General features: G+C 36.5%; 21 protein-coding genes. 17 read left to right on the top strand and 4 right to left on the bottom strand.

The window, feature by feature from the left end; genetic code table 11:
* Nucleotides 1–3: 3 nt before the first annotated feature.
* Both ACIQ38_RS19785 and ACIQ38_RS19780 read left to right on the top strand, forming a co-directional pair.
* Complete coding sequence (locus tag ACIQ38_RS19785) at nucleotides 4–1,044, top strand: NAD(P)-dependent oxidoreductase (RefSeq protein ID WP_402827235.1); 1,041 nt, start codon at nucleotides 4–6, stop codon at nucleotides 1,042–1,044.
* Nucleotides 1,031–2,104, top strand: coding sequence for a tartrate dehydrogenase (locus tag ACIQ38_RS19780; protein WP_402827232.1), 1,074 nt, complete (start codon nucleotides 1,031–1,033; stop codon nucleotides 2,102–2,104). The genes ACIQ38_RS19785 and ACIQ38_RS19780 overlap by 14 nt, the downstream gene beginning before the upstream one ends.
* 362 nt (nucleotides 2,105–2,466) lie before the next feature.
* Here ACIQ38_RS19780 and ACIQ38_RS19775 read toward each other — a convergent pair whose 3' ends face one another.
* Nucleotides 2,467–3,486: an NADH:flavin oxidoreductase/NADH oxidase gene (locus tag ACIQ38_RS19775; protein WP_402827229.1), complete on the bottom strand. Its 1,020-nt coding sequence runs from the start codon at nucleotides 3,484–3,486 to the stop codon at nucleotides 2,467–2,469.
* 178 nt (nucleotides 3,487–3,664) lie between these two features.
* On the opposite strand from ACIQ38_RS19775, the gene ACIQ38_RS19770 reads away from it, so the two are divergent.
* Together ACIQ38_RS19770 and argH are read left to right on the top strand one after the other, a co-directional pair.
* Nucleotides 3,665–4,873 carry an argininosuccinate synthase gene (locus tag ACIQ38_RS19770; RefSeq protein WP_402827226.1) on the top strand — a complete coding sequence of 403 codons (1,209 nt, stop codon included), beginning with the start codon at nucleotides 3,665–3,667 and terminating at the stop codon, nucleotides 4,871–4,873.
* Entirely contained in the window at nucleotides 4,870–6,243 is a 1,374-nt protein-coding gene (argH, locus tag ACIQ38_RS19765; RefSeq protein WP_402827223.1) for an argininosuccinate lyase, read from the top strand. The genes ACIQ38_RS19770 and argH overlap by 4 nt, the downstream gene beginning before the upstream one ends.
* 458 nt (nucleotides 6,244–6,701) lie before the next feature.
* Here the strand turns inward: argH and ACIQ38_RS19760 are convergent, their stop codons facing one another.
* The 3 genes from ACIQ38_RS19760 to ACIQ38_RS19750 form a co-directional block, all read right to left on the bottom strand.
* A complete protein-coding gene (locus ACIQ38_RS19760; RefSeq protein WP_402827220.1) occupies nucleotides 6,702–6,872 on the bottom strand; it encodes a YjcZ family sporulation protein in 171 nt (56 codons plus the stop codon).
* Between the two features lie 245 nt (nucleotides 6,873–7,117).
* Entirely contained in the window at nucleotides 7,118–7,843 is a 726-nt protein-coding gene (locus tag ACIQ38_RS19755) for a sulfite exporter TauE/SafE family protein (protein ID WP_402827218.1), read from the bottom strand.
* 128 nt (nucleotides 7,844–7,971) lie between these two features.
* Nucleotides 7,972–8,745, bottom strand: coding sequence for an HAD-IIB family hydrolase (locus ACIQ38_RS19750; RefSeq protein WP_402827215.1), 774 nt, complete (start codon nucleotides 8,743–8,745; stop codon nucleotides 7,972–7,974).
* A gap of 83 nt (nucleotides 8,746–8,828) precedes the next feature.
* Here ACIQ38_RS19750 and ACIQ38_RS19745 point away from each other — a divergent pair, with 83 nt between their 5' ends.
* From ACIQ38_RS19745 to ACIQ38_RS19685, 13 genes are all read left to right on the top strand, one after another.
* A complete protein-coding gene (locus ACIQ38_RS19745; RefSeq protein WP_402827212.1) occupies nucleotides 8,829–9,515 on the top strand; it encodes a Crp/Fnr family transcriptional regulator in 687 nt (228 codons plus the stop codon).
* Nucleotides 9,516–9,619: 104 nt separating this feature from the next.
* Entirely contained in the window at nucleotides 9,620–10,153 is a 534-nt protein-coding gene (locus tag ACIQ38_RS19740; RefSeq protein WP_402827209.1) for a sigma-70 family RNA polymerase sigma factor, read from the top strand.
* Nucleotides 10,137–11,210 carry a hypothetical protein gene (locus tag ACIQ38_RS19735; RefSeq protein ID WP_402827206.1) on the top strand — a complete coding sequence of 358 codons (1,074 nt, stop codon included), beginning with the start codon at nucleotides 10,137–10,139 and terminating at the stop codon, nucleotides 11,208–11,210. The genes ACIQ38_RS19740 and ACIQ38_RS19735 overlap by 17 nt, the downstream gene beginning before the upstream one ends.
* 287 nt (nucleotides 11,211–11,497) lie before the next feature.
* Nucleotides 11,498–12,049 carry a GNAT family N-acetyltransferase gene (locus ACIQ38_RS19730; protein WP_402827203.1) on the top strand — a complete coding sequence of 184 codons (552 nt, stop codon included), beginning with the start codon at nucleotides 11,498–11,500 and terminating at the stop codon, nucleotides 12,047–12,049.
* 36 nt (nucleotides 12,050–12,085) lie between these two features.
* Nucleotides 12,086–12,403, top strand: a complete 318-nt coding sequence (locus ACIQ38_RS19725; protein ID WP_402827200.1) for a DUF3870 domain-containing protein — start codon at nucleotides 12,086–12,088, stop codon at nucleotides 12,401–12,403.
* Between the two features lie 273 nt (nucleotides 12,404–12,676).
* Entirely contained in the window at nucleotides 12,677–13,837 is a 1,161-nt protein-coding gene (locus tag ACIQ38_RS19720) for a CaiB/BaiF CoA transferase family protein (RefSeq protein WP_402827197.1), read from the top strand.
* Nucleotides 13,838–13,853: 16 nt separating this feature from the next.
* Complete coding sequence (locus ACIQ38_RS19715; protein ID WP_402827195.1) at nucleotides 13,854–15,059, top strand: acyl-CoA dehydrogenase family protein; 1,206 nt, start codon at nucleotides 13,854–13,856, stop codon at nucleotides 15,057–15,059.
* A 130-nt stretch (nucleotides 15,060–15,189) separates the two neighbouring features.
* Complete coding sequence (locus ACIQ38_RS19710) at nucleotides 15,190–15,747, top strand: metallophosphoesterase (RefSeq protein WP_402827192.1); 558 nt, start codon at nucleotides 15,190–15,192, stop codon at nucleotides 15,745–15,747.
* Nucleotides 15,748–16,002: 255 nt separating this feature from the next.
* Nucleotides 16,003–16,275, top strand: a complete 273-nt coding sequence (locus ACIQ38_RS19705) for a hypothetical protein (RefSeq protein WP_402827189.1) — start codon at nucleotides 16,003–16,005, stop codon at nucleotides 16,273–16,275.
* 28 nt (nucleotides 16,276–16,303) lie between these two features.
* Nucleotides 16,304–17,239, top strand: a complete 936-nt coding sequence (locus ACIQ38_RS19700) for an MBL fold metallo-hydrolase (protein WP_402827186.1) — start codon at nucleotides 16,304–16,306, stop codon at nucleotides 17,237–17,239.
* A 115-nt stretch (nucleotides 17,240–17,354) separates the two neighbouring features.
* Nucleotides 17,355–17,861: a hypothetical protein gene (locus ACIQ38_RS19695; RefSeq protein WP_402827183.1), complete on the top strand. Its 507-nt coding sequence runs from the start codon at nucleotides 17,355–17,357 to the stop codon at nucleotides 17,859–17,861.
* A 166-nt stretch (nucleotides 17,862–18,027) separates the two neighbouring features.
* Nucleotides 18,028–19,071 carry an ArsR/SmtB family transcription factor gene (locus ACIQ38_RS19690; RefSeq protein WP_402827180.1) on the top strand — a complete coding sequence of 348 codons (1,044 nt, stop codon included), beginning with the start codon at nucleotides 18,028–18,030 and terminating at the stop codon, nucleotides 19,069–19,071.
* A complete protein-coding gene (locus ACIQ38_RS19685) occupies nucleotides 19,068–20,297 on the top strand; it encodes an MFS transporter (protein ID WP_402827177.1) in 1,230 nt (409 codons plus the stop codon). Before ACIQ38_RS19690 ends, ACIQ38_RS19685 begins: the two co-directional genes overlap by 4 nt.
* Nucleotides 20,298–20,405: the final 108 nt, after the last annotated feature.

Raw genomic sequence — 20,405 nt, 5'->3', positions numbered from 1 at the left:
TGAATGTCTTTACATATCGTTCAAATACTGCCAATGTATCATCCTCTTGGGGAAGAAAAGTTAAGAGAATTTGCGGATGTAAAAGTATTTCAAACGTTTAATGAGCAGGAGCTTATATCGTATTTGCAACAGAATATAGTGGATGGAATTATTTTGAGAGCACCTGCGAAAATCACTCCTGCCATATTAGATCAATGTGAACATGTAAAAGCCATTTCAGGAGCAGGTATTGGACTGGATAATATTGACGTGGACTATGCTACTAAAAAAGGGATTAAAGTTTTGCATGCACCAAAAATGAATAGCGAAGCAACTGCAGAACATGCCGTCGCTTTGCTCCTAGCTGTTATGAAAGATATTAATAGTTTTCATGTGCAAATGAAAAAAGGAAATTTTTCCTTCAGGGATGGAAGATATACAACCGAATTAAACGGTAAAACGCTTGGACTTGTTGGTTTTGGATCTATTGCTCAAACAGTAGCAAAAATATTAAAAAATGGTTTTGATATGAATATTGTTGCCTATGTTCGAACGATTTCAGAAGACAGACAATCACTTGCGAATTCTTTAGGGGTTGAACTAACGACTTCTATAGAAGAAGTATTTAAACGCAGTGATGCAATCAGCCTTCATATCCCGCTAACTGCGCATACGAAAGAGTTAATTGACAAGAAATTGTTTAGCGTAATGAAGCCATCCTCAGTTTTGATTAATACGGCACGCGGTGGAATTATCAATGAGCAGGATCTAGTTTTCGCCTTAAAAAACAAACAATTGTTGCGAGCAGGAGTAGATGTATTTGCAGTTGAACCGCCGGCAAAAAATCATCCTTTTTTGGAAGTAGATGAAATTATTATGACCCCGCATATCGGTGGCATCAGTCTCGAAGCTGCCAAAAAGACATCTGTTGTGATCGCAGAGAACTTACGAAAAGCAATAGAAGGAGAAGAGTTATCGGTTATTGCAAACTCAGAAGCGCTCTTAAGGTTACAAAGTGTGAAAGAAATGGCAAAATATTCAGGAGGAAAAGATGAAATCATTTAAGATAGCTCTTATACCGGGAGATGGAATCGGTCCAGAAGTAGTTGCAGAAGGTGTAAAAGTATTAAAAGCAATAGAGAAGATAGATCCCAACTTGTCTTTTTCTTTCACAGAGTTTCCGTGGGGATGCGAGTATTATTTAGAGAACGGAAAGATGATGGATGACGACGGAATTGAACAGTTGAAAGAATTTGATGCAATCTATTTAGGAGCTGTAGGTTATCCGGGGGTCCCTGATCATATCTCCTTATGGGACCTACTCCTACGAATAAGAAAAGAATTCGATCAGTATGTCAATATCCGACCGATTACGCTGTTGAATCCAACACTGACACCACTAAAAGATAAAACGGCAAAAGAAATCGACTTTCTTGTCATTCGTGAAAACAGTGAAGGGGAGTATGCGGGGGCAGGAGACTGGTTGTTCAAAGGCAAGCCTGAGGAAGTCGTCTTGCAAACGGGTGTCTTTTCTCGTAAAGGGACAGAGAGAATTATTCGCTATGCATATGAAGAAGCAAGAAAATCCAATCGAACATTGACGAGCGTTAGCAAAGGGAATGCACTGAATTATTCCATGGTATTCTGGGATGAAGTTTTCACCGAAGTAGGAAAAGAATATCCGGATGTCCAAACATATTCTTATCTTGTCGATGCGGCGAGCTTATACTTTGTTGCAGAACCAGAACGTTTTGAAGTAGTAGTTACTTCAAATTTATTTGGAGATATATTAACGGATATTGGTGCCGCAATTACAGGAGGAATGGGTTTAGCTACAGGAGCGAATATTAATCCAGAACGAAAATATCCTTCCATGTTTGAACCTGTGCACGGATCTGCCCCAGATATTTCGGGGAAAGGGATTGCGAATCCAATTGCTGCCATCTGGTCGGTCAGCCAAATGATGGACTATTTTGGAGAAAAAAAGTGGGGAGAAGCCATTTTATCCACGATAAAAGAAATCTTATTAGATAAGGAAAGTCTTACGCCTGATTTGGGCGGGGTAGCTTCTACTTCTGAACTAGGCAATCGATTTGTCGAGCTACTTTCTTCTAAGTTCGTATAGTGCTTGTCAGTTTTTAAGACATACTATTCCTATTATAGGTCATAATCATGCTTGTCTCCCTACAAGTAAAGAGTTGTTTTAAGAATTAGTTGCTTTCGCGGGAAATTTGGTTGCTCTTATACTTGATATAGTTGCTTTCAATACCCTACTGGGTATATGTAATAGTAAAACCCGTTAAAAACATAGTTTATTGGTGGTAGGACATGGAATATGTAGCAAACTTATGCCGCATTATCTCTATACCACTTTTTAAACAATAAATATCACTCTTATATTACTTGAAAAGGTTATACACATGCCAAAAAGTCCACCTGCGCTTTCAGGTGGACTAATATATTATAAGTATCACTGTATATTATTTTTTAAAACCCTCTTTTGTACTGTTCGGGTGGTGTAACATTACCCGTTATTGTTTCTTCCGCATGAAGCGCCCAGTATGGATCCTTCAACATTCCACGACCAACTGCAACAAGCTCTGCATCTCCATTTGCAATGGTTTGCTCTGCCAAAGCCACGTCTTCTAAAATTCCAACTGCAATGACAGGCACATCTAACGCCTCTTTATAAGCACGTGCGAATGAAACCTGATATCCAGGCGTGTTCGCAGGTTTTATCTTCCCAGCAGGACCTTCACCGCCACTCGAAACATGGAAAACATCTACGCCAGCCTCTTTATATTTTTTAGCAATTTCTAGTGAATGATCTAAATCATAGCCGCCATCCATATATTCAATTGCAGAAATACGGAAAAGAAGTGGCATTTCTTCTGGCATAACACTACGTACTGCTTGTATAATTTCTACTCCGAATTTTGATAAGTCTTTTCCATATTCATCTGTTCGATTATTAAGCGCTGGTGAATGGAATTGATGGATTAAATAGCCGTGCGCACCGTGAAGTTCGATCGTATCAAATCCAGCAGCAATTGCTCGTTTTGTCGCATCTTTATATTTAACTACCATTTCTTTTACTTCTTCAGTAGAAAGTGCTCTTGGTACTTTCCAGTCCGTAGTTACAGGAATGCTGGAAGAGCTAACAGGTGGATTTGCATCTTCTGCTTTCCTTCCGGCATGGGCGATTTGTATACCTATTTTTGCCCCGTATTTATGCACTTCTTTCACGATTCGCTCATACGCGGGAATTTGCTCGTCTGACCATAATCCTAAATCAAAATCGGTTATTCTGCCATCAGGTTCGATATCGGTCATTTCTACGATAACAAGCCCGGTTCCACCAACTGCTCTAGAAACATAATGAACAAAATGCCAATCCGTCGGGGTACCATCTTTAGCTTCTACAGAATATTGGCACATAGGGGGCATTACGACTCTATTTTTTAATGGTAGCCCTTTTAATGTAATAGGTGAAAATAATTGACTCATTGAACACACTCCTTTTTACCATTATCTTTCTTTCACTTATGAGAATCAATTAATCTGTCTGTCCAATGAAAATTTTGCTTATAATTATAAATTTTCTGTTGTATTTATACACTTACCATGATACATTATGTATATTAATACTAAATTAACGTATAAACATACATCGGAGGAATACAAAATGAATAAAAAAGTCGTTTTAGCATATTCAGGTGGACTAGATACATCGGTTGCAATTACTTGGTTAAAAGAACAAGGATATGAAGTAGTAGCGGTATGTCTAGATGTTGGCGAAGGGAAAGACTTAGAATTTGTCAAAAACAAAGCACTACAAGTTGGGGCAAGTGAAAGTTATATGATTGATGCAAGAGAAGAGTTTGCGAATGAATATGCATTAATCTCATTACAAGCACATACTTGGTATGAGAATAAATATCCGCTTGTTTCTGCATTATCTCGACCGTTAATCTCTAAAAAGCTAGTAGAAATCGCGGAACAAACTGGGGCAACTGCAGTAGCACATGGTTGTACGGGTAAAGGGAATGACCAAGTTCGTTTTGAAGTTTCGATCAATGCACTAAATCCTAATCTAGAAGTTATTGCACCGGTTCGTGAATGGAGCTGGAGCCGTGAAGAAGAGATTGCTTATGCAAAAGAAAAGAATATTCCAATTCCCATTAACTTAGATAGCCCGTTCTCAATTGACCAGAATCTATGGGGGCGTGCAAACGAGTGTGGTATTTTAGAAGATCCTTGGGCAGCACCACCAGAAGACGCGTATGATTTAACGGTGTCATTAGAAAATGCACCAGACGTTGCAGATGTTATTGAAATCGAATTTAAAAATGGTGTTCCAGTTGCGCTTGACGGTGTGGAATACAAACTTTATGAATTAATTTTAAAATTGAATGATTTAGCAGGTAAGCATGGTGTTGGACGTATCGATCATGTAGAAAACCGTCTCGTTGGTATTAAATCACGTGAGGTGTATGAAATTCCTGGTGCCCACACTTTATTATTAGCACATAAAGAATTAGAAGATATCACGCTAGTAAAAGAATTGGCTCATTTCAAACCAGTAATGGAGAAAAAATTGACTGAACTTATTTATGAAGGACTTTGGTTCTCTCCACTTAGAACTGCTCTTGAAGCATTCTTAAAAGAAACACAAGTATATGTGAACGGTACAGTTCGCGTGAAATTATTTAAAGGTCATGCCATTGTTGAAGGACGTAAATCACCGAACTCTTTATACAATGAAAAACTTGCGACTTACACAGCAGAGGACGAATTTAACCATGCTTCAGCAGTTGGATTCATCGAGCTTTGGGGGCTTCCAACAAAAGTTCATGCGATGGTGAACCAGCAAGCGGAGAAGGTGAAAGCATGACCAAGCTTTGGGGAGGAAGATTCCAAAAATCTGCCGAACAATGGGTAGATGAATTTGGAGCTTCCATCGGTTTTGATCAGACATTAGTAATGGAAGATTTAGAAGGTAGCGTTGCACACGTGAAAATGCTTGGGGCATGTCAAATATTGCCCCAAGAAGACGTGGAGCAAATTCTAGGTGGTTTAGAGCAATTAAAGAAACTAGCAGCAGATAATGCATTAGAGTTTCTAGTGGCAAATGAAGATATTCATTTAAATTTAGAAAAAATGCTCATTGATCTGATTGGACCTGTTGGCGGGAAACTGCATACGGGGCGTAGTCGTAACGATCAAGTAGCAACGGATATGCACTTATTTTTGAAAAATAGAGTAGGAGAAATCATCGAGTTAATCGAACTTTTCCAACAAACGTTGATTAGCCAAGCAGAAACGCATGTAGAAACCCTTGCACCAGGATATACACACTTACAACGTGCGCAGCCAATTTCATTTGCCCATCATTTAATGGCGTATTTCTGGATGCTTGATCGGGACAAAGATCGCTTTAAAGATTCGATTAAACGTATCGATATTTCTCCACTTGGAGCAGGGGCACTAGCAGGAACAACTTTTCCAATTGATCGCAAACTATCGGCGGAGTATTTAGGCTTTGCGAACGTCTATGCAAATAGCATGGATGCTGTAAGTGACCGTGATTTTATCGTCGAATTTTTAAGTAATTCTTCTATGCTTATGGCACATTTATCGCGATTTGCGGAAGAAATCATTTTATGGTCAAGCTCGGAGTTTAACTTTATTGAGTTGGATGATTCATTTTCCACTGGCTCTAGTATTATGCCACAAAAGAAAAATCCAGATATGGCCGAGTTGATCCGCGGAAAAACAGGCCGCGTATACGGAAATTTAATGGGCTTACTTACAGTTATTAAAGGATTGCCACTTGCTTATAACAAAGACATGCAAGAAGACAAAGAAGGTATGTTCGATACGGTACATACTATTGTTGGATCATTGAAAATCTTTGAAGGTATGGTTCGCACAATGACTGTTCATAAAGAACGCCTCCACGATACTGTACACAAAGATTTCTCCAATGCGACGGAACTTGCAGATTATCTCGCGGCAAAAGGACTTCCATTCCGTGAAGCACATGAAGTGACAGGAAAGTTAGTATTCCTATGTATCCAAAGAGGCTATTTCTTATTAGATTTGCCGCTTGAAGATTTACAAGAAGCAAGTAGCTTAATAGAGTCGGATATTTACGATGTATTGTCACCGCTCGCTGCAGTTAGAAGAAGAAATTCGCTTGGTGGAACTGGATTCGAGCAGGTTGCCATTCAAATAGAAGAAGCTAAAAAGCGTTTAGCATAATGAACCTGTAGACACTCTGATTTTGAGGGGCTGTCTACAGTTTTTTTATAGCTTATCAAACTACACTATTATAAAAATGTGAATATTTTTTCAGATATAGAAAATCCACTAAATAGCTTAAAGAAACCAACTAATTATTGAAAGCAACTAATTACTATAACACCAAGTTCGCTTACCATGAGAAGACGATGTCGGTGACACCTTTTTTTAATGTTGCGCTAATGGCTTTTAAAGTTGCGTGTATGAAGTGGAATGTTACTCATATGCCCTTCAATGTTGCGAGTAACAGCTACTATGTTGCGCATTTTTAAATCGTCACTATTTAAAGCGCATTATCCTCATTCTGTCCAGTTTTGTATACAACATTTTAATTAGGTTTATCTTAGTGGTTCGAAATTTACAATATAAAACGGAGAAAAGAGACAGGTTTCTTTGACCTGTCTCCGTTGTGCTAAAGATTAACAACGCTCACCACCGAAGTTTAAGAAACTAGCTCCAATAATGATTAAAAGAATAAATAGAACGACGAGTAAAGCGAATCCTAAACCATATCTAGGTCGAACATAACCTGGACCAGTATTGACCGGACCAACAAATCCAGGACCGCAAAGATTACAACCGTAATTCATCTCATGCACCTCCTAAAACGAGATAGTTCATCTTATGAAAATGAAAAAAATTTGTCTAATTCATTTGTTTAGTTTTTAGGAGATATTTTAAAGGCTATGGAGCTTAATTGAGGAGAAGGCTTCAAGCAATTCCACGTATTACATGCATATTCAATTGGAAAAAGCACGCCTTTCATCAATAGGAAAATCTAAAACAAAAAAGTCTGTAATATGATACTAACTTAGAACTGCATGATCCACTAATGTTAATGAAATAAAATAGTATTTAATAACAAGAAAACCCCTGTACTCCCTAAAAGGATATACGTAAAAATTCCAAATGCTTTTTGATTAAGATGTTTAAAGAGAACTTGTCCAACTATCAATCCGATAAATACAGCGGGAATGGCATACAAACTTGAAGACCAAATACCCGAATCTGTTCCAGTTAAAATCATCTGAGAAACAAGGCTAACGAAATATATAAATAAATAAAATGCTAGTGTTGTGGCTCTTGTTCTTTCTTTTCCAGTATTTGTCCCAGCAAAATATAGTAACAATGGTGGTCCGGGCATACCAATACTTATTGTTAAAAGACCAGATATTCCACCAATAATATAGTCTCTTGGGGTAGTTGATTTAAATCTGATGTTGAAAATTAACAGTAAAGTTAAGATCAATAAAATGATACTAATGATTATTTTAAAAGTACTGATGTTAATAGATAAATAAACTAAGCCACCGAATGGAATACCAATAATACTTCCTAAAACTAATTTTTTCAATAAATGTATATCAATATCCTTTTTAATTTTCATTATTAAAGCACTAGAGATGATTAATGAAAGAATAATATTGATTTGGATAGCTTCTTGAGGTTTAAATAGCATCAATAAAAAAGGGGTGGCTATGATTGAAAACCCAAAACCAGTACTTGTTTGTAAAATAGATGCCACCAATATAATACAAATATATAAAAAGAAATGTTCCAAAATCAAGCCTCCTATTATAAGAAAAAATATATTTGATTCTAGTAGACTTTAACAAATAACGAGAGGTAAATACAGAAGAAATTAAAAGTAATATAAATGATCTTAGAGTATGAATAAAAGGATAAACTTTATACTTCCATTGCTTTCTTACATGCGTACTGATCACTAAGATTAATTATCATATTCGCTACTGCCTCCGCGTTACTTTCCACAACAATCGTCGAAACTTCTTTCAATTCTTCATGAGCACCGACACAGACCGCTTCTTTGGCAAATTGAAACATAGCTATATCATTTGCATCGTTCCCAAAAGCGATAAATTCCAGGTCCTTCACATTTAATTTTTGCAAGCCAGCCCATTTATCAACGCCAAGTGGACTAATGTCTAAAATATTCTCATGTCCATGAGTGTAAGTTCTAACTTGAAGCAAGTTTAATCGAGATAATATTTCACTTGTCCGTTCGTTGGGAAATAGTACAACTTTAATCATTTCTTTAATCTTATGTATCGAAATATTTTTGGCTAACTGATCAGGATCTAGATTTCGATAAATAGGATGTTCCATACTTCCCGTATATGCATAATCCCAATCGCCATCGATTAAATAGGTTAATTGAAATTCCTTTATAATTTGTTCTATTTCTGTTTTGATTTGATTATCAAACGATGTTAGATGTGTAACTTTTCCATCCATCGCAACAAACGCCCCATTTCCGCCAATCATGGGATACATATGCATTTCTTGCGGAAGTACAGGAAGTAAGTCACGAATTGGTCTTGCAGAAGCAAAAATAACTTCGTGTCCCATATGGCGACAGTATTGTAATGCCTCCGTTATTTCTTCACATAAAGGTTGTCCCTTAAAACAAATGGTACCATCTAGATCAAAAATAAATTTCATCGCTCTCCATCCTTTCACTCACTTAATAATAGTGATTTTTCGATATAATAAAAAGGACATATGTCCCTAAAGGAGTTTTTATGATGCAAATAATACTAGATAATCTACTTTTAACCAATTATTTGAACCACAAAGATTTGAAAAATATTTTTACTAATGAACGACATCCTTTTCAGATAAGACGATATAGTCGTAACGAAGTAGTCCTCGCAGAAGGGGAAGAAATTGATGGTTTGTATATGCAAGTTTCCGGTCGAACGAAAATCACTACAAGTGTCATTACAGGAAAAGCATTGCTGCTTCGTTTTTGTTCAGCCATTTCCATCATGGGTGATATTGAATTAGTCCAAAAGGTGCCCATTCAATCCCAAGTAACTGCAGCAGAAGAAACGGATTTTATATTCCTTCATAAAACATACATATACAGTCAATTAATGAAAGATACAGCTTTTTTACAACAACTCTTAGTCCATACGACGTACAAACTACAAACATGTACAACTGCATCTCGCATTAATCTACTAGCTTCCGTAGAAACGAGATTTGCGAGTTATTTGTGTACGGTTAGTAATGGCGTAAGTTTTGGAAAGGAGATTCATACGACAAATAGTGCAGAAATAGCTTCATTAATAGGAACAACTACGCGGCATTTAAATCGAGTAATTGAAAAACTTACTAGTGAAAAGATCATTAAGAAGAATAAGCAAGAAATTATAGTAATCGAATGGGAAAAAATAGAGGACATTTCAGATGGATTAAGGTATGAATGATCTGAAAGTGTCTTGGACTCCACAAATAGAAAAGATTTCTATTATTTGAAACCGAATGGACGATTGTTTTGTCTAACAAGTAGCAAAAGAATGGAGGGGAAGAATTGGATAGGCAAGAAAAAGATCGTTTGCTTGGGCAAGCGATGAATGAATACGGCCATTACTTAATACGACTTGCTTATTCATTTGTAAAAGAAGAAACGAAAGCCGAAGATATTGTCCAAGAAGTATTTATTCGTTATTACATAAATATGGATAATTTTAAAGGACGTTATAGTGTTAAAACATATCTATATCGTATCACCGTGAATGAATGCCACAACTATTTTAAAAGCTGGTCCTATCGAAAAGTGGAAATATCAAACTTTTTTAATCATTTACTAATACATCAATCAACTCCTGAAGATAGCATCATTGCGAGAGAAAAGAGTAGTGAAATTGCGGAGGCTATTAAGATATTGCCTAGGAAATATCGGGAAGTACTATGGCTTTACTATTATGCGGAGCTTTCAGTAATGGAGATTAGCAAGATTTTGAGTTGTTCTACTAATACGGTGAAGACACGACTAGCAAGAGGAAGAAAAAAGATTAATCTGGCATTTGCTGAGGAGGGATTCGATCATGCAGCAAGATATTAAAGGCAAGTTAGATTCATCAATTCCAGAACATATTACGTTATCAGAAGATAAAAAGCGGGAAATTTTAATAGAAGCAAGGGATCGAGTTTCTCCGAGAGATTTGCGACAAAAGCGATTGTTTAAACCGATGTCGGTCGGCGCAGCCATTATTGTGCTCTCGGTTGTTTTAAGCTTTCCATATGTAAGTGACTGGCAAGAACAGGCTAGTATCAGTAGCCAGATTAAAGAAGGACAATTAAAGAAAGTGATAGTAGAAGGTCATGGCTACTCGAAACTGATAAATGCTACTTATGATGAGCAAACCGATGCAATGATTTACACAGATAATAAGGCAATTTATACATATTCACTAGCAACAAATCAAGAGAAACTATTAGTGGCTTCTAAAGAACATGTTGTGATTACGGAAGTAGTGTTAAACGAAAAATGGCTAGTTTGGTATGAATTATATATGGAAATTGATAATGGTCATGCATCGATTCACATATTAAATCGTGATAGTAACGAGACATTTATAATGGATGACACGCTTCAAGCGGATCTTCAGCTAGATGGTGATTATTTAGCTCGTTTGTCTTTTGGTGAACAAGGGGTTGTACCAAGTTATCGAATTCTTGACTTAGAAACGTTAAAAGAAACAGTCGTGCACGAATTAGTTGGTGAAGGTGCTAATAGTAAAGCTTCTTTCAAAAATGGTTTGCTTGTTATTCCAGAGCAGCTTTCAATTAATAAGCAAAAAAAAGTGAAGTTTTTTGTATATGATGTGTACAGAGATGTCAAAATTGGGGAGTATATCGTTCCTTACGAATTTTCATTAAATGTCACGCTAACAAATAATAAGATATTTTCACAGTTACTTAATGAAGGCCAACCTTCGATTTTAGCTTATATAGATTTAATAGATGGAAAATTTCACACTATTGAAGTGCCTGAATTCGATGATTATGCTATATTCAATGACTATGTAGCATTAAGTGTCCCTATTAAAGAATCGAACACAGTTAGCTTATATAAAATAGAAAGAAAAACTGAGAAAAAGGATGCCTACGTTCAATAAAATAAAAGAACGGCTAGTAAAACCAAGGTTTACTGTTAAGGGGAGTCTTATTGTAAATGGAGAAGGTGAAAAGTTCCCAATGTATTTGCAAAATGTTAATGAAGTAGAATGATTTTCTTGAAAAGCAAGAAGTAACATTGTGAAATTGATGAAATTTTGTTACTATTGAAATAGTTAGAGAGCTTAGGGATAATTATGAAAAAATCTTTCCTGTGAAAGATAAAATTAGTTGCTATTTAAAATCATAGGTGTTTCCTGTGATTTTTTATTTTTGAGGAGGAAGAAATTTGGAGGATAAACAAGCGATATTTATTAGACTATTACAAGTGTCTGATGCAGAGGCTTTACTAAAACTAGAATTAGAAAATAGAGAGTTCTTCCAATTATACTCACCTTTAAAAGAAGATGAGTTCTTTACGATAGAGAGACAAATAGAGCGGATTGAAAAGAGTATTTCACGTGCGGAGCAAGATACTTTCTATTCATTTGGTATTTTTCTTACCGAAACAGAACAGTTAATAGGTAATGTGACGTTATCTGAAGTATTACGTGGGGATTTACAAAGTTGTTGGATAGGATATTCTTTAGACAAAGTACAAAATGGAAAAGGATATATGACCGAAGCTGTAAGACAAGCTGTAGATTTCGCATTTAATCAGTTAAATCTACATCGCATTGAAGCAGGAGTGATGCCTCATAATCTAGGTTCTATTAAAGTGTTAGAAAAAGCTGGGTTTCATAAAGAAGGGATCGCCAAAGAAAATGTTCGTATTAATGGGAAATGGGAGGACCATCAAACATTGGCTATTATTAACAATGAACAGACTTATACATTATAATAGGAAGCTTGTAGACAGAAGGGGATACGAAGACATATGAATACAGTTTTTATTGCAGGGCATGCAAGATTACCAGCAGGGATGGCGGCCCAAAACATCTATGAAACGCTGACAATAACAGCTGAAATCGATAAAAAATATGGAGTGATTGTTGCCGCTAGTTGTACATTAGCTACGGAACATGGACGCGCCTTTGTTCAACAACTGTTGAGAGGACATAGTTTACAAGATGGCATTGATCAGCCGCTCGCAAGTATTAAAAATCATTACTTAGGCAAGGCGGGAAACGCGCTTATTTCGGCACTGAAAGATTTAAATAAACATTATGAGTTATACATAGCCGAGAAAAAATAATTATTTTTCGGAAAATTTAGATTAGTGTGTTTACAAACTTGTTTGTATGTACTAAAATGAGAATAATAAGTCATGTCGAAACGCTCAAACGTTCATTTCCATGACCAATTATGTAAAACCAATAGAAAAGTCAATACTGCCTAATCTGTCAAAAATTCTTACCGGGATTTTTTACCGCAGATAATAAGCCAGTTCAACTTGATTTACAGCGAGTCTGTAGTCTTTTTGAATTGGCTTTTTTGTATTGACTAGTGGAAAGGTGTGATTGTTTACATGACGGGAGCACTTGCTAATATTAAAATCTTAGATTTGTCCCGTGTGCTTGCTGGCCCTTATTGTACGATGATTTTGGGGGATTTAGGTGCAGAAGTCATCAAGGTAGAGGCGCCTGGCGGGAGTGATGAAACACGTAAATGGGGTCCGCCATTTAAAGAGGAAGTAAGCGCTTACTATCTATGTTCTAATCGAAACAAGAAGGCAATTACTTTAGACTTAAAATCACAAGCTGGCGTTGAAATTATTAAAAAGTTGGTGCAAGAAAGTGATGTAATTATTAATAACTTTAAAACTGGCACCATGGATCGCTTCGGCTTAGGGTATGACGTGTTAGCCGAACTAAATCCGCGGATTGTTTATTGTTCTATTACAGGTTTTGGAGAAACAGGACCGGCTAGACATATGCCAGGATATGACTTTATTATTCAAGCGATGAGTGGACTAATGAGCATCACCGGCACAAAAGAATCAGGACCTCAAAAGACAGGTGTCGCCATCGTAGACGTTTTGACTGGCTTGTATGCATGTGTTGGAATTCAAGCTGCTTTGCTAGAGCGCGTACAATCCGGCAAAGGACAAAAGTTGGATATTTCTCTTTATGATTCTGCAGTTAGTGCACTAGTAAATATCGGAAGCAACTATTTAATGGACGAAGAAGTTCCGAAAGCGCTCGGGAATACACATGCCAATATTGTTCCGTATCAGTCATTTCAAACTTCAGATGGAGAAATGGTTATTGCTATAGGAAACGATCACCAATTTAAAGCATTTTGTGATGTCCTTGGAAAACCAGAATTCGCACAAAATATACTTTTTCAAACGAATCCGAACCGGGTGAAAAACAGACATCAACTAGTTCCATTACTGCAAGCTGTTTTATTAACAAAAGAGACTGCCTATTGGCAGGAGCAGTGTAGAAACAATAATATTCCAAGCGGCCCTATTCAAAATTTAGAGGAAGTTGTCAATGATAAACAGCTAAAAGCACGCAATATGTTTATCACGCAAGAACATCCAACAGTTGGACGTATTAAACTGATTGGAAGTCCGCTTAAGCTTTCGCGAACACCGGTTCAGATAAGGCGTCATCCACCTAATCCAGGTGAGCATAATGAAGAAATTTTAAATCGTTTAAGTATGACACAAACAACCAAATAAAAAGGAGAGATTTAGGATGAACTTTTCATTTTCAACAGAACAAAACATGTTACGTAAAACGGTAAGAGGATTTGTTGACAAAGAAATTATGCCTTATATTGGCGAATGGGATCGTGCAGGTAAATCAGATCCAGCGATTTATAAAAAACTTGCAGATCTTGGTTTTATGGGTGTGTGTATTCCAGAACAATACGGTGGTAGCGGGATGGACTATAATTCACTCGCTATCGTCTGTGAAGAGCTAGAGCGTGGAGATACAGCTTTCCGTACAGCGGTTTCTGTACACATCGGGTTGAATAGCTTGACGCTTTTACAGTGGGGAACGGAAGAACAGAAACAGAAATATTTAGTACCTCAAGCAAAAGGGGATAAAATTGGTGCCTTTGGTTTAACGGAACCAGCAGCAGGGTCTGATGTGGCAGCACTTGAAACAACTGCTGTCAAAGATGGAGATCACTACATTTTAAATGGACAAAAAGCATGGATTTCCCTATGTGATGTGGCAGACCACTTCTTAGTCTTTGCTTATACAGGAGTCAAATCGGAAAAGCATAAAGCGATTTCTGCTTTTATTGTGGAACGCACATGGGAAGGGTTTTCTTCTATTGCAACGAAAGGAAAATTAGGAATTCGTGCTGGTAATACAGGCGAGTTATTCTTCGAAAATGTGAAAGTACCAAAAGAGAACTTACTTGGTAAAGAAGGAGAAGGGTTCAAAATTGCGATGGCAGCGCTTGATAATGGACGCTTCACCGTAGCAGCAGGAGCAGTAGGACAAATTATGGCATGTATGGAAGCTAGCGTGAACTACTGTCATACACGCGAAACATTTGGGAAAGAGATTGGCAGACATCAATTAGTGCAACAAATGATCGCTAAGATGGAAGCTGGATATCAAATGAGCAGTTTACTAGTGTATCGTGCAGGGGAACTGAAAAACGCTGGAAAACGAAATACACGAGAAACGTCTCTTGCAAAGTGGCAAGCATGTGATTTTGCCAACCAAGCAGCAGATGATGCTGTTCAAATTCATGGGGCAAATGGCTATTCCGACGAATATCCAGTAGAACGTTATCTACGTAATTCGAAAGCGCCAGTCATTTACGAAGGAACACGTGAAATCCATACAGTGATGCAAGCGGAATACGTATTAGGATACCGTGAAGACAAACAATTAAACAAAATGTTACCAGCATGGGAAGAAGAGCTTATTAAATCATAACTTTACATCGATAGAACATTTCACAGCGTAGTGTTAACATGCGGTTAAAAGTAATCGGCCATATATTAAATGGCTGATTACTTTTTTTGCTATAATATTCGTAAGATTATAATAGTATGGAGTTGAGTTCATGATTGAATCAAGAAAACTACAATTAGATAAAACAAAACGTGCGATAGTAATTTCGGATATACACGCAAATCTAAAGCTACTCAAAAATCTATTACAAAAAGTAGATTATACAAACGAAGACTATTTATTTATCAACGGTGATCTTTGTGAAAAAGGGCCAAATAGTTTAGAAGTAGTGCAATTTGTAAGAGATTTATCTGAATGTTCTTCTAATGTCTATGTAACAAAAGGCAACTGTGATGTAGTTCATCGCTATGTTTTTCATGGGAGTGAGGGGATCATTGCTTACATGAATAGACAAAAGCATTCTATTCTAAACGAAATGCTAGCAAAACATCGCAAAACCTTAGATGATTTTACAAATTTAGAAGAGCTTAGCTATTATTATCGCCAATATTTTCAAGAGGAAATAGACTGGTTAGAATCATTACCCATTGCATATGAAACGGACGATTTTATTATCATTCATGCAGGTCTTGAAAACAAGGAAAGTTGGAGAGAAACTTCTGAAGAGACAGCTTTGTATAAACAAGAATTTTATTACCAAGGTCATTAAGCAGAAAAAACAGTTATTGTTGGTCATTGGCCAGTTGTTAATTACCGAGCAAATCAAGTTAGTTCCCATAATCCGATCATTGACCTCGATAAAAAAATCATAGCTTTAGATGGAGGAAATCAGATTAAGAAAGATGGTCAGCTAAATGCGCTTATTATCCAAAATGGAAGGTATACACATACATATGTAGATGAATTAACTAACGAAATCATTGCATTAAAAGAATATAACGATTCTACGAATAGAGTAGGAACGGTGACATATCCAAATTACGATTTAGAAATAATACAACAAGAGACATATTTCACTTTATGTGAAAATACGAATCTCGGGATACAACAATGGATTAAAAATGAATATTTAAAATGGGAGAATGAAATGCCACTTTCCAAGACGGACGTAAGTACAACTTTTTTATCTGTTAAACAAGGAGAAAAGGTATGGAGAGTTGATAATGAATGTGACGGGTATATGCTTGTGAAGAAAGAAAATGGAGAGGTGGGCTGGTTGCCTGAAGATTGTTTTTGAAGTAAGTAGCGACAAAGGGGGAAGAAATATGTTAACAGAGGTAGCAGATGGTATACATAAACTAGTAATTAAATTTCCTACTGGAATGGGAGAGGTGAACTGCTATTTAATCGAAGGGAAAAATGGCTATACCGTGATTGATACAGGGACTGATTCAAAAGAGGCGAAAGATGGATGGAAAGAAGTTTTATCATCCGGGATCACCATAGAGAAAGTCGTTCTGACACATACGCATCAAGATCATATTGGACTTGCGAAATGGTTTCAACAGGAGGTAGGGATACCAGTTATCGTTTCCAATTTAGGCTATGAGGAAATGAAGAAAAATCGAGTTTCCCATGGAAGAGATCGGTTAAACAGCTTAGTTATTAAACATGGGGGAGTTGCTCTTCCAAATAAAATAAATGAAGATAATTACATTTATGATTTCGAACCGGATGGTTTTTTCGAAAATCATCAGCATATTCCATTAGGAGAAGAATTATATGAAGCTATTTGGACACCAGGTCACGCACCTGACCATTTCTGCTTTTACAATGAAAATAAGAAAATCATGATAATGGGAGATCATGTATTAAACAGAATTAGTCCGGTAATCGGTCTCTGGTCGGGAGAAGAAGGAAATCCATTGCAAGACTACTTTTTATCATTGGCGGAATTAGAAAAATATCCAGCCGACATTACTTTGCCAGGTCATGGAGACTTGATTCCTGATCTTCATGCGAGAATAAACGAACTGTCTGCTAAACATGAATATCGACTACAACAAGTTTTACAGTCCTTAACAGTTGAAGGCAAAACAGCGAATCAAATCTGTTACGAAGTTTATGGTACTGTAAATATCATCTTCAATTTAAGTTCTTTTATGGCTACACTTACTCGGTTATTGTATTTGGAATCGATTGGAAAAGTGGAACGTTTGGAATTGGATGGGATAGTAAGTTTCAAGAGGAAAGTGATTTAGATTTTTGAGATATACGTTAGTTTATGAATAGTGACGAATCCCAAATAAACTAAGCATTTATTTTATTTAGCTGAAGAAAATTTAATGTGTTGAAGGTGATAAAATGAGATTTACGATGAATTTTGGTGATACTAATTTTATTGGGGTAGCTAACGCCGAAAGATATAGATCTTTTGTAGATGAAGATTGGGAGTTAGATATGCTTTTGGATCATTTCGGAGATGAGATGAAGCAAGGTCATATTATAGTGTGTCAAATGACGGAAGAAGGAATTGAACATTCATGGAAAGTAAGCGTTGATCTTTCTACCGAAGAAATAACTGATAACTGCTTCAGGAAAGCGGTAGGGTATCTAAAAGTAACAGACACTAAACTATATTTAGTAGATTATGACTGCCTTACAATGGCTGCTCAGTTTGAAGATGAATTAGTACCAGATCAAAACTGCTCTACCTATAAAATCGAAATAGAAAATGGCTTTTACAAGGTAGAGGTAGTTCAATATTATAACGTAGACAGAAATGAATATATTGGTGCAAGCGATACGGATATCTTAATAAACTTCATAAAAGTAGCAGCCATCGAACCAACAGCTAATCGTGTATTTTGGTGTACATATTAAGTTATCAAGCTAAATATTAATGGAACTACAAGATAAATGAGCTGTAGACAATTTGATTAAGATGATTGTCTGCAGTTTTTTTATCTGAATATTAACTCTTCTATTGATTCTATATTTATCGAATGATATATTCAGAGTATATAGAATTTGTAGAAGAGGTGCTGTAATGGAGGTCTTAAATCTTACAAGCAGGAAGAGAGAAACATATAAAGTCGATTTAAAATACTCTGTTTTATGGGAATGTGCATTAGGAATTGCGGCGATTACAAATACGCCACTGATGAAAACGATGGAAAAACCAGCGGACTATTGGAAAGAAATTAAAGAATCTTTACCCGTGAAACTATTAGTTGAATTAGACTATGTAGAAAACAAAAATACGTGGAAATCTTTATTGCAGTTACTCCATCAACGAGATTTCACCGATCTAAAGGAGTTTACGCACTATATTCAAGGGCTTTCCATGCCACATTTTACATTTATATGTTTGCCCTTTATCGGAAACAGTTATCAAGGACTGAGAAGAAATGCCTCATTAGGCGATCCATTAGCGATGAAAGAAATGATGAAAATTACCAAGGATAATTCCTTTTTTCCAAGTTATATTGAATTCATTTGCCAGGCTAACGGAAAAAGGTTAAAAGAACATTTGATCCAAGTGATGACTGGGTGGTATGAGGCGGTTATTATGCAAGATGTGGAGCAAGTCCATACTATTTTGCAAAATGATTATGAAATGAAGCAAAAGATGGCAGATAAAATGACTGCAGAAGAACTGGTCGAATGGACAACAGGTGGAATTACGTATTTACCAGAACTTAATGTATCCCATGTATTATTGATCCCACAATATATTTATCGTCCATGGAATATTGAAGCGGATTTAGAAGACACAAAAGTATTTTACTATCCTATTGCCAATGAAAGCTTAACACCGAATGACCCGTACACCCCCGATAATTTTTTAGTATTAAAACATAAAGCATTGGGTGATGAAGTCAGACTTCGCATCGTTAAGTTGCTATATGAACAAGATTTTACATTACAAGATCTCACAGAGCAATTGAACATAGGTAAATCTACTATCCATCATCATCTGAAAATACTCAGAGCCGCAAAGCTAGTCGAAATTAATGATGCAAAGTATACGCTTAAAAGAAAATCGCTTAGTATGCTTTCAAAAGAATTGGAGTTTTACCTTAATCAATGAGTAGCGGGAGTAGTAACACCTTATGGAAAAACCGTCCTTTTTTCATCATATGGATAGGTAATGTCATATCCGAATTAGGCGGTCCATTTGGAACTTTTTGTAACTCCATTCTAATTTATCAGCTTACTGATTCGACAATGGCATTAGGTAGTATGTGGCTGCTATATTTTATACCGTCACTCATTTTGCAATTATTTATTGGTCCCTTTATCGATCGATGGAGTCGAAAATGGATTATGGTATTTTCACAGTGGACGCGGGGGTTAATCTTCCTTATACCACTTGTATCACTCGCTACAGGAAATCTTGAAGTGTGGCATATTTATGCAGTTCAAATTATGGTGGGGTTAATCACACCTATTTATACACCCGCTAACCAAGCAATCACCCCGACAATTGTATCGAACGACCAATTAACGGAAGCGAATGCTTCTATAGATGGAACCGTTCGATTAATGACTTTTCTAGCTCCGATTTTGGGAGGGGGTGTCATTGAATATATGGGTGTTATACCTACTTTGCTATTTGTATGTGGCACATTAATTACAAGCGGTACTCTATTATTATTTATTAGAGAAAACAGAATTTCCTTCAGTGTTCGAAAATCTTGGTTAGAACAATTTTCGGAAGGCATTACCTTTTTCTTTAAGCAACGACTTATTGTATGGTTAGGAATCTTTTTAGCATTCGTCCAATTTGGAGTAGGCGTGACAATGGTAGTTACATTACCTTATATAACAAAAGAATTGTCAGGTAGCTACGCTGAATACGGTTATTTTATGGCCAGTTTTCCACTTGGCTATGTGATTGGCTCGATATTAGTTGGGAAAATAACATATAAGAGTCGTAGAGTTTTAATGTTGAGTGCATTGGTGATCGGGGGTCTGACATTTATTGCGTTAGGATTTAACTATAGCATTGTTTTTGGCATAATGACGGAGATAATTGCTGGTATTGCGATGGCTTTTTTCGGTGTCCATAATATAACCATATTTCAACAAACTGTCCCCAATGAATTAATGGGTAAAGTCGTATCTGTCCGACTTTTTATCATTCGAGGAGCAATGCCACTAGGTGTACTTGTTGGAGGGATTTTAAGTGAACAGTGGGGAATACGACCACTTTACTTTTTAATCGGATCGATTATTTGTACCGTATCATTACTTGGAATATTTCTTCCTTACTTTAAGTTTATGGATGATTTGTCTAGTAGGAAAACTGAATAGTGTAGTGAACACTCACTCACAATTAAGTCCTTTTCATAATTACTCACTTTTAAGACAAGCTAAGTAAAAGGAGTAAGATGATTAAATGGATAATAATTATGGATTAGG

Source organism: Psychrobacillus sp. NPDC096389 (assembly GCF_044762855.1).
Lineage (GTDB): Bacteria > Bacillota > Bacilli > Bacillales_A > Planococcaceae > Psychrobacillus.
Note: the sequence above shows the minus strand (reverse complement) of the source record. Positions and strands in the feature narration are given on the sequence as shown.

Bases quoted from the DNA above. Each gene is read 5' to 3' on its own strand.
- ACIQ38_RS19785 (WP_402827235.1), top strand. From the start codon at position 4: ATGTCTTTACATATCGTTCAAATACTGCCAATGTATCATCCTCTTGGG.
- ACIQ38_RS19780 (WP_402827232.1), top strand. From the start codon at position 1,031: ATGAAATCATTTAAGATAGCTCTTATACCGGGAGATGGAATCGGTCCA.
- ACIQ38_RS19775 (WP_402827229.1), bottom strand. From the start codon at position 3,486: ATGAGTCAATTATTTTCACCTATTACATTAAAAGGGCTACCATTAAAA.
- ACIQ38_RS19770 (WP_402827226.1), top strand. From the start codon at position 3,665: ATGAATAAAAAAGTCGTTTTAGCATATTCAGGTGGACTAGATACATCG.
- argH (WP_402827223.1), top strand. From the start codon at position 4,870: ATGACCAAGCTTTGGGGAGGAAGATTCCAAAAATCTGCCGAACAATGG.
- ACIQ38_RS19760 (WP_402827220.1), bottom strand. From the start codon at position 6,872: ATGAATTACGGTTGTAATCTTTGCGGTCCTGGATTTGTTGGTCCGGTC.
- ACIQ38_RS19750 (WP_402827215.1), bottom strand. From the start codon at position 8,745: ATGAAATTTATTTTTGATCTAGATGGTACCATTTGTTTTAAGGGACAA.
- ACIQ38_RS19745 (WP_402827212.1), top strand. From the start codon at position 8,829: ATGCAAATAATACTAGATAATCTACTTTTAACCAATTATTTGAACCAC.
- ACIQ38_RS19735 (WP_402827206.1), top strand. From the start codon at position 10,137: ATGCAGCAAGATATTAAAGGCAAGTTAGATTCATCAATTCCAGAACAT.
- ACIQ38_RS19725 (WP_402827200.1), top strand. From the start codon at position 12,086: ATGAATACAGTTTTTATTGCAGGGCATGCAAGATTACCAGCAGGGATG.
- ACIQ38_RS19720 (WP_402827197.1), top strand. From the start codon at position 12,677: ATGACGGGAGCACTTGCTAATATTAAAATCTTAGATTTGTCCCGTGTG.
- ACIQ38_RS19715 (WP_402827195.1), top strand. From the start codon at position 13,854: ATGAACTTTTCATTTTCAACAGAACAAAACATGTTACGTAAAACGGTA.
- ACIQ38_RS19710 (WP_402827192.1), top strand. From the start codon at position 15,190: ATGATTGAATCAAGAAAACTACAATTAGATAAAACAAAACGTGCGATA.
- ACIQ38_RS19700 (WP_402827186.1), top strand. From the start codon at position 16,304: ATGTTAACAGAGGTAGCAGATGGTATACATAAACTAGTAATTAAATTT.
- ACIQ38_RS19695 (WP_402827183.1), top strand. From the start codon at position 17,355: ATGAATTTTGGTGATACTAATTTTATTGGGGTAGCTAACGCCGAAAGA.
- ACIQ38_RS19690 (WP_402827180.1), top strand. From the start codon at position 18,028: ATGGAGGTCTTAAATCTTACAAGCAGGAAGAGAGAAACATATAAAGTC.
- ACIQ38_RS19685 (WP_402827177.1), top strand. From the start codon at position 19,068: ATGAGTAGCGGGAGTAGTAACACCTTATGGAAAAACCGTCCTTTTTTC.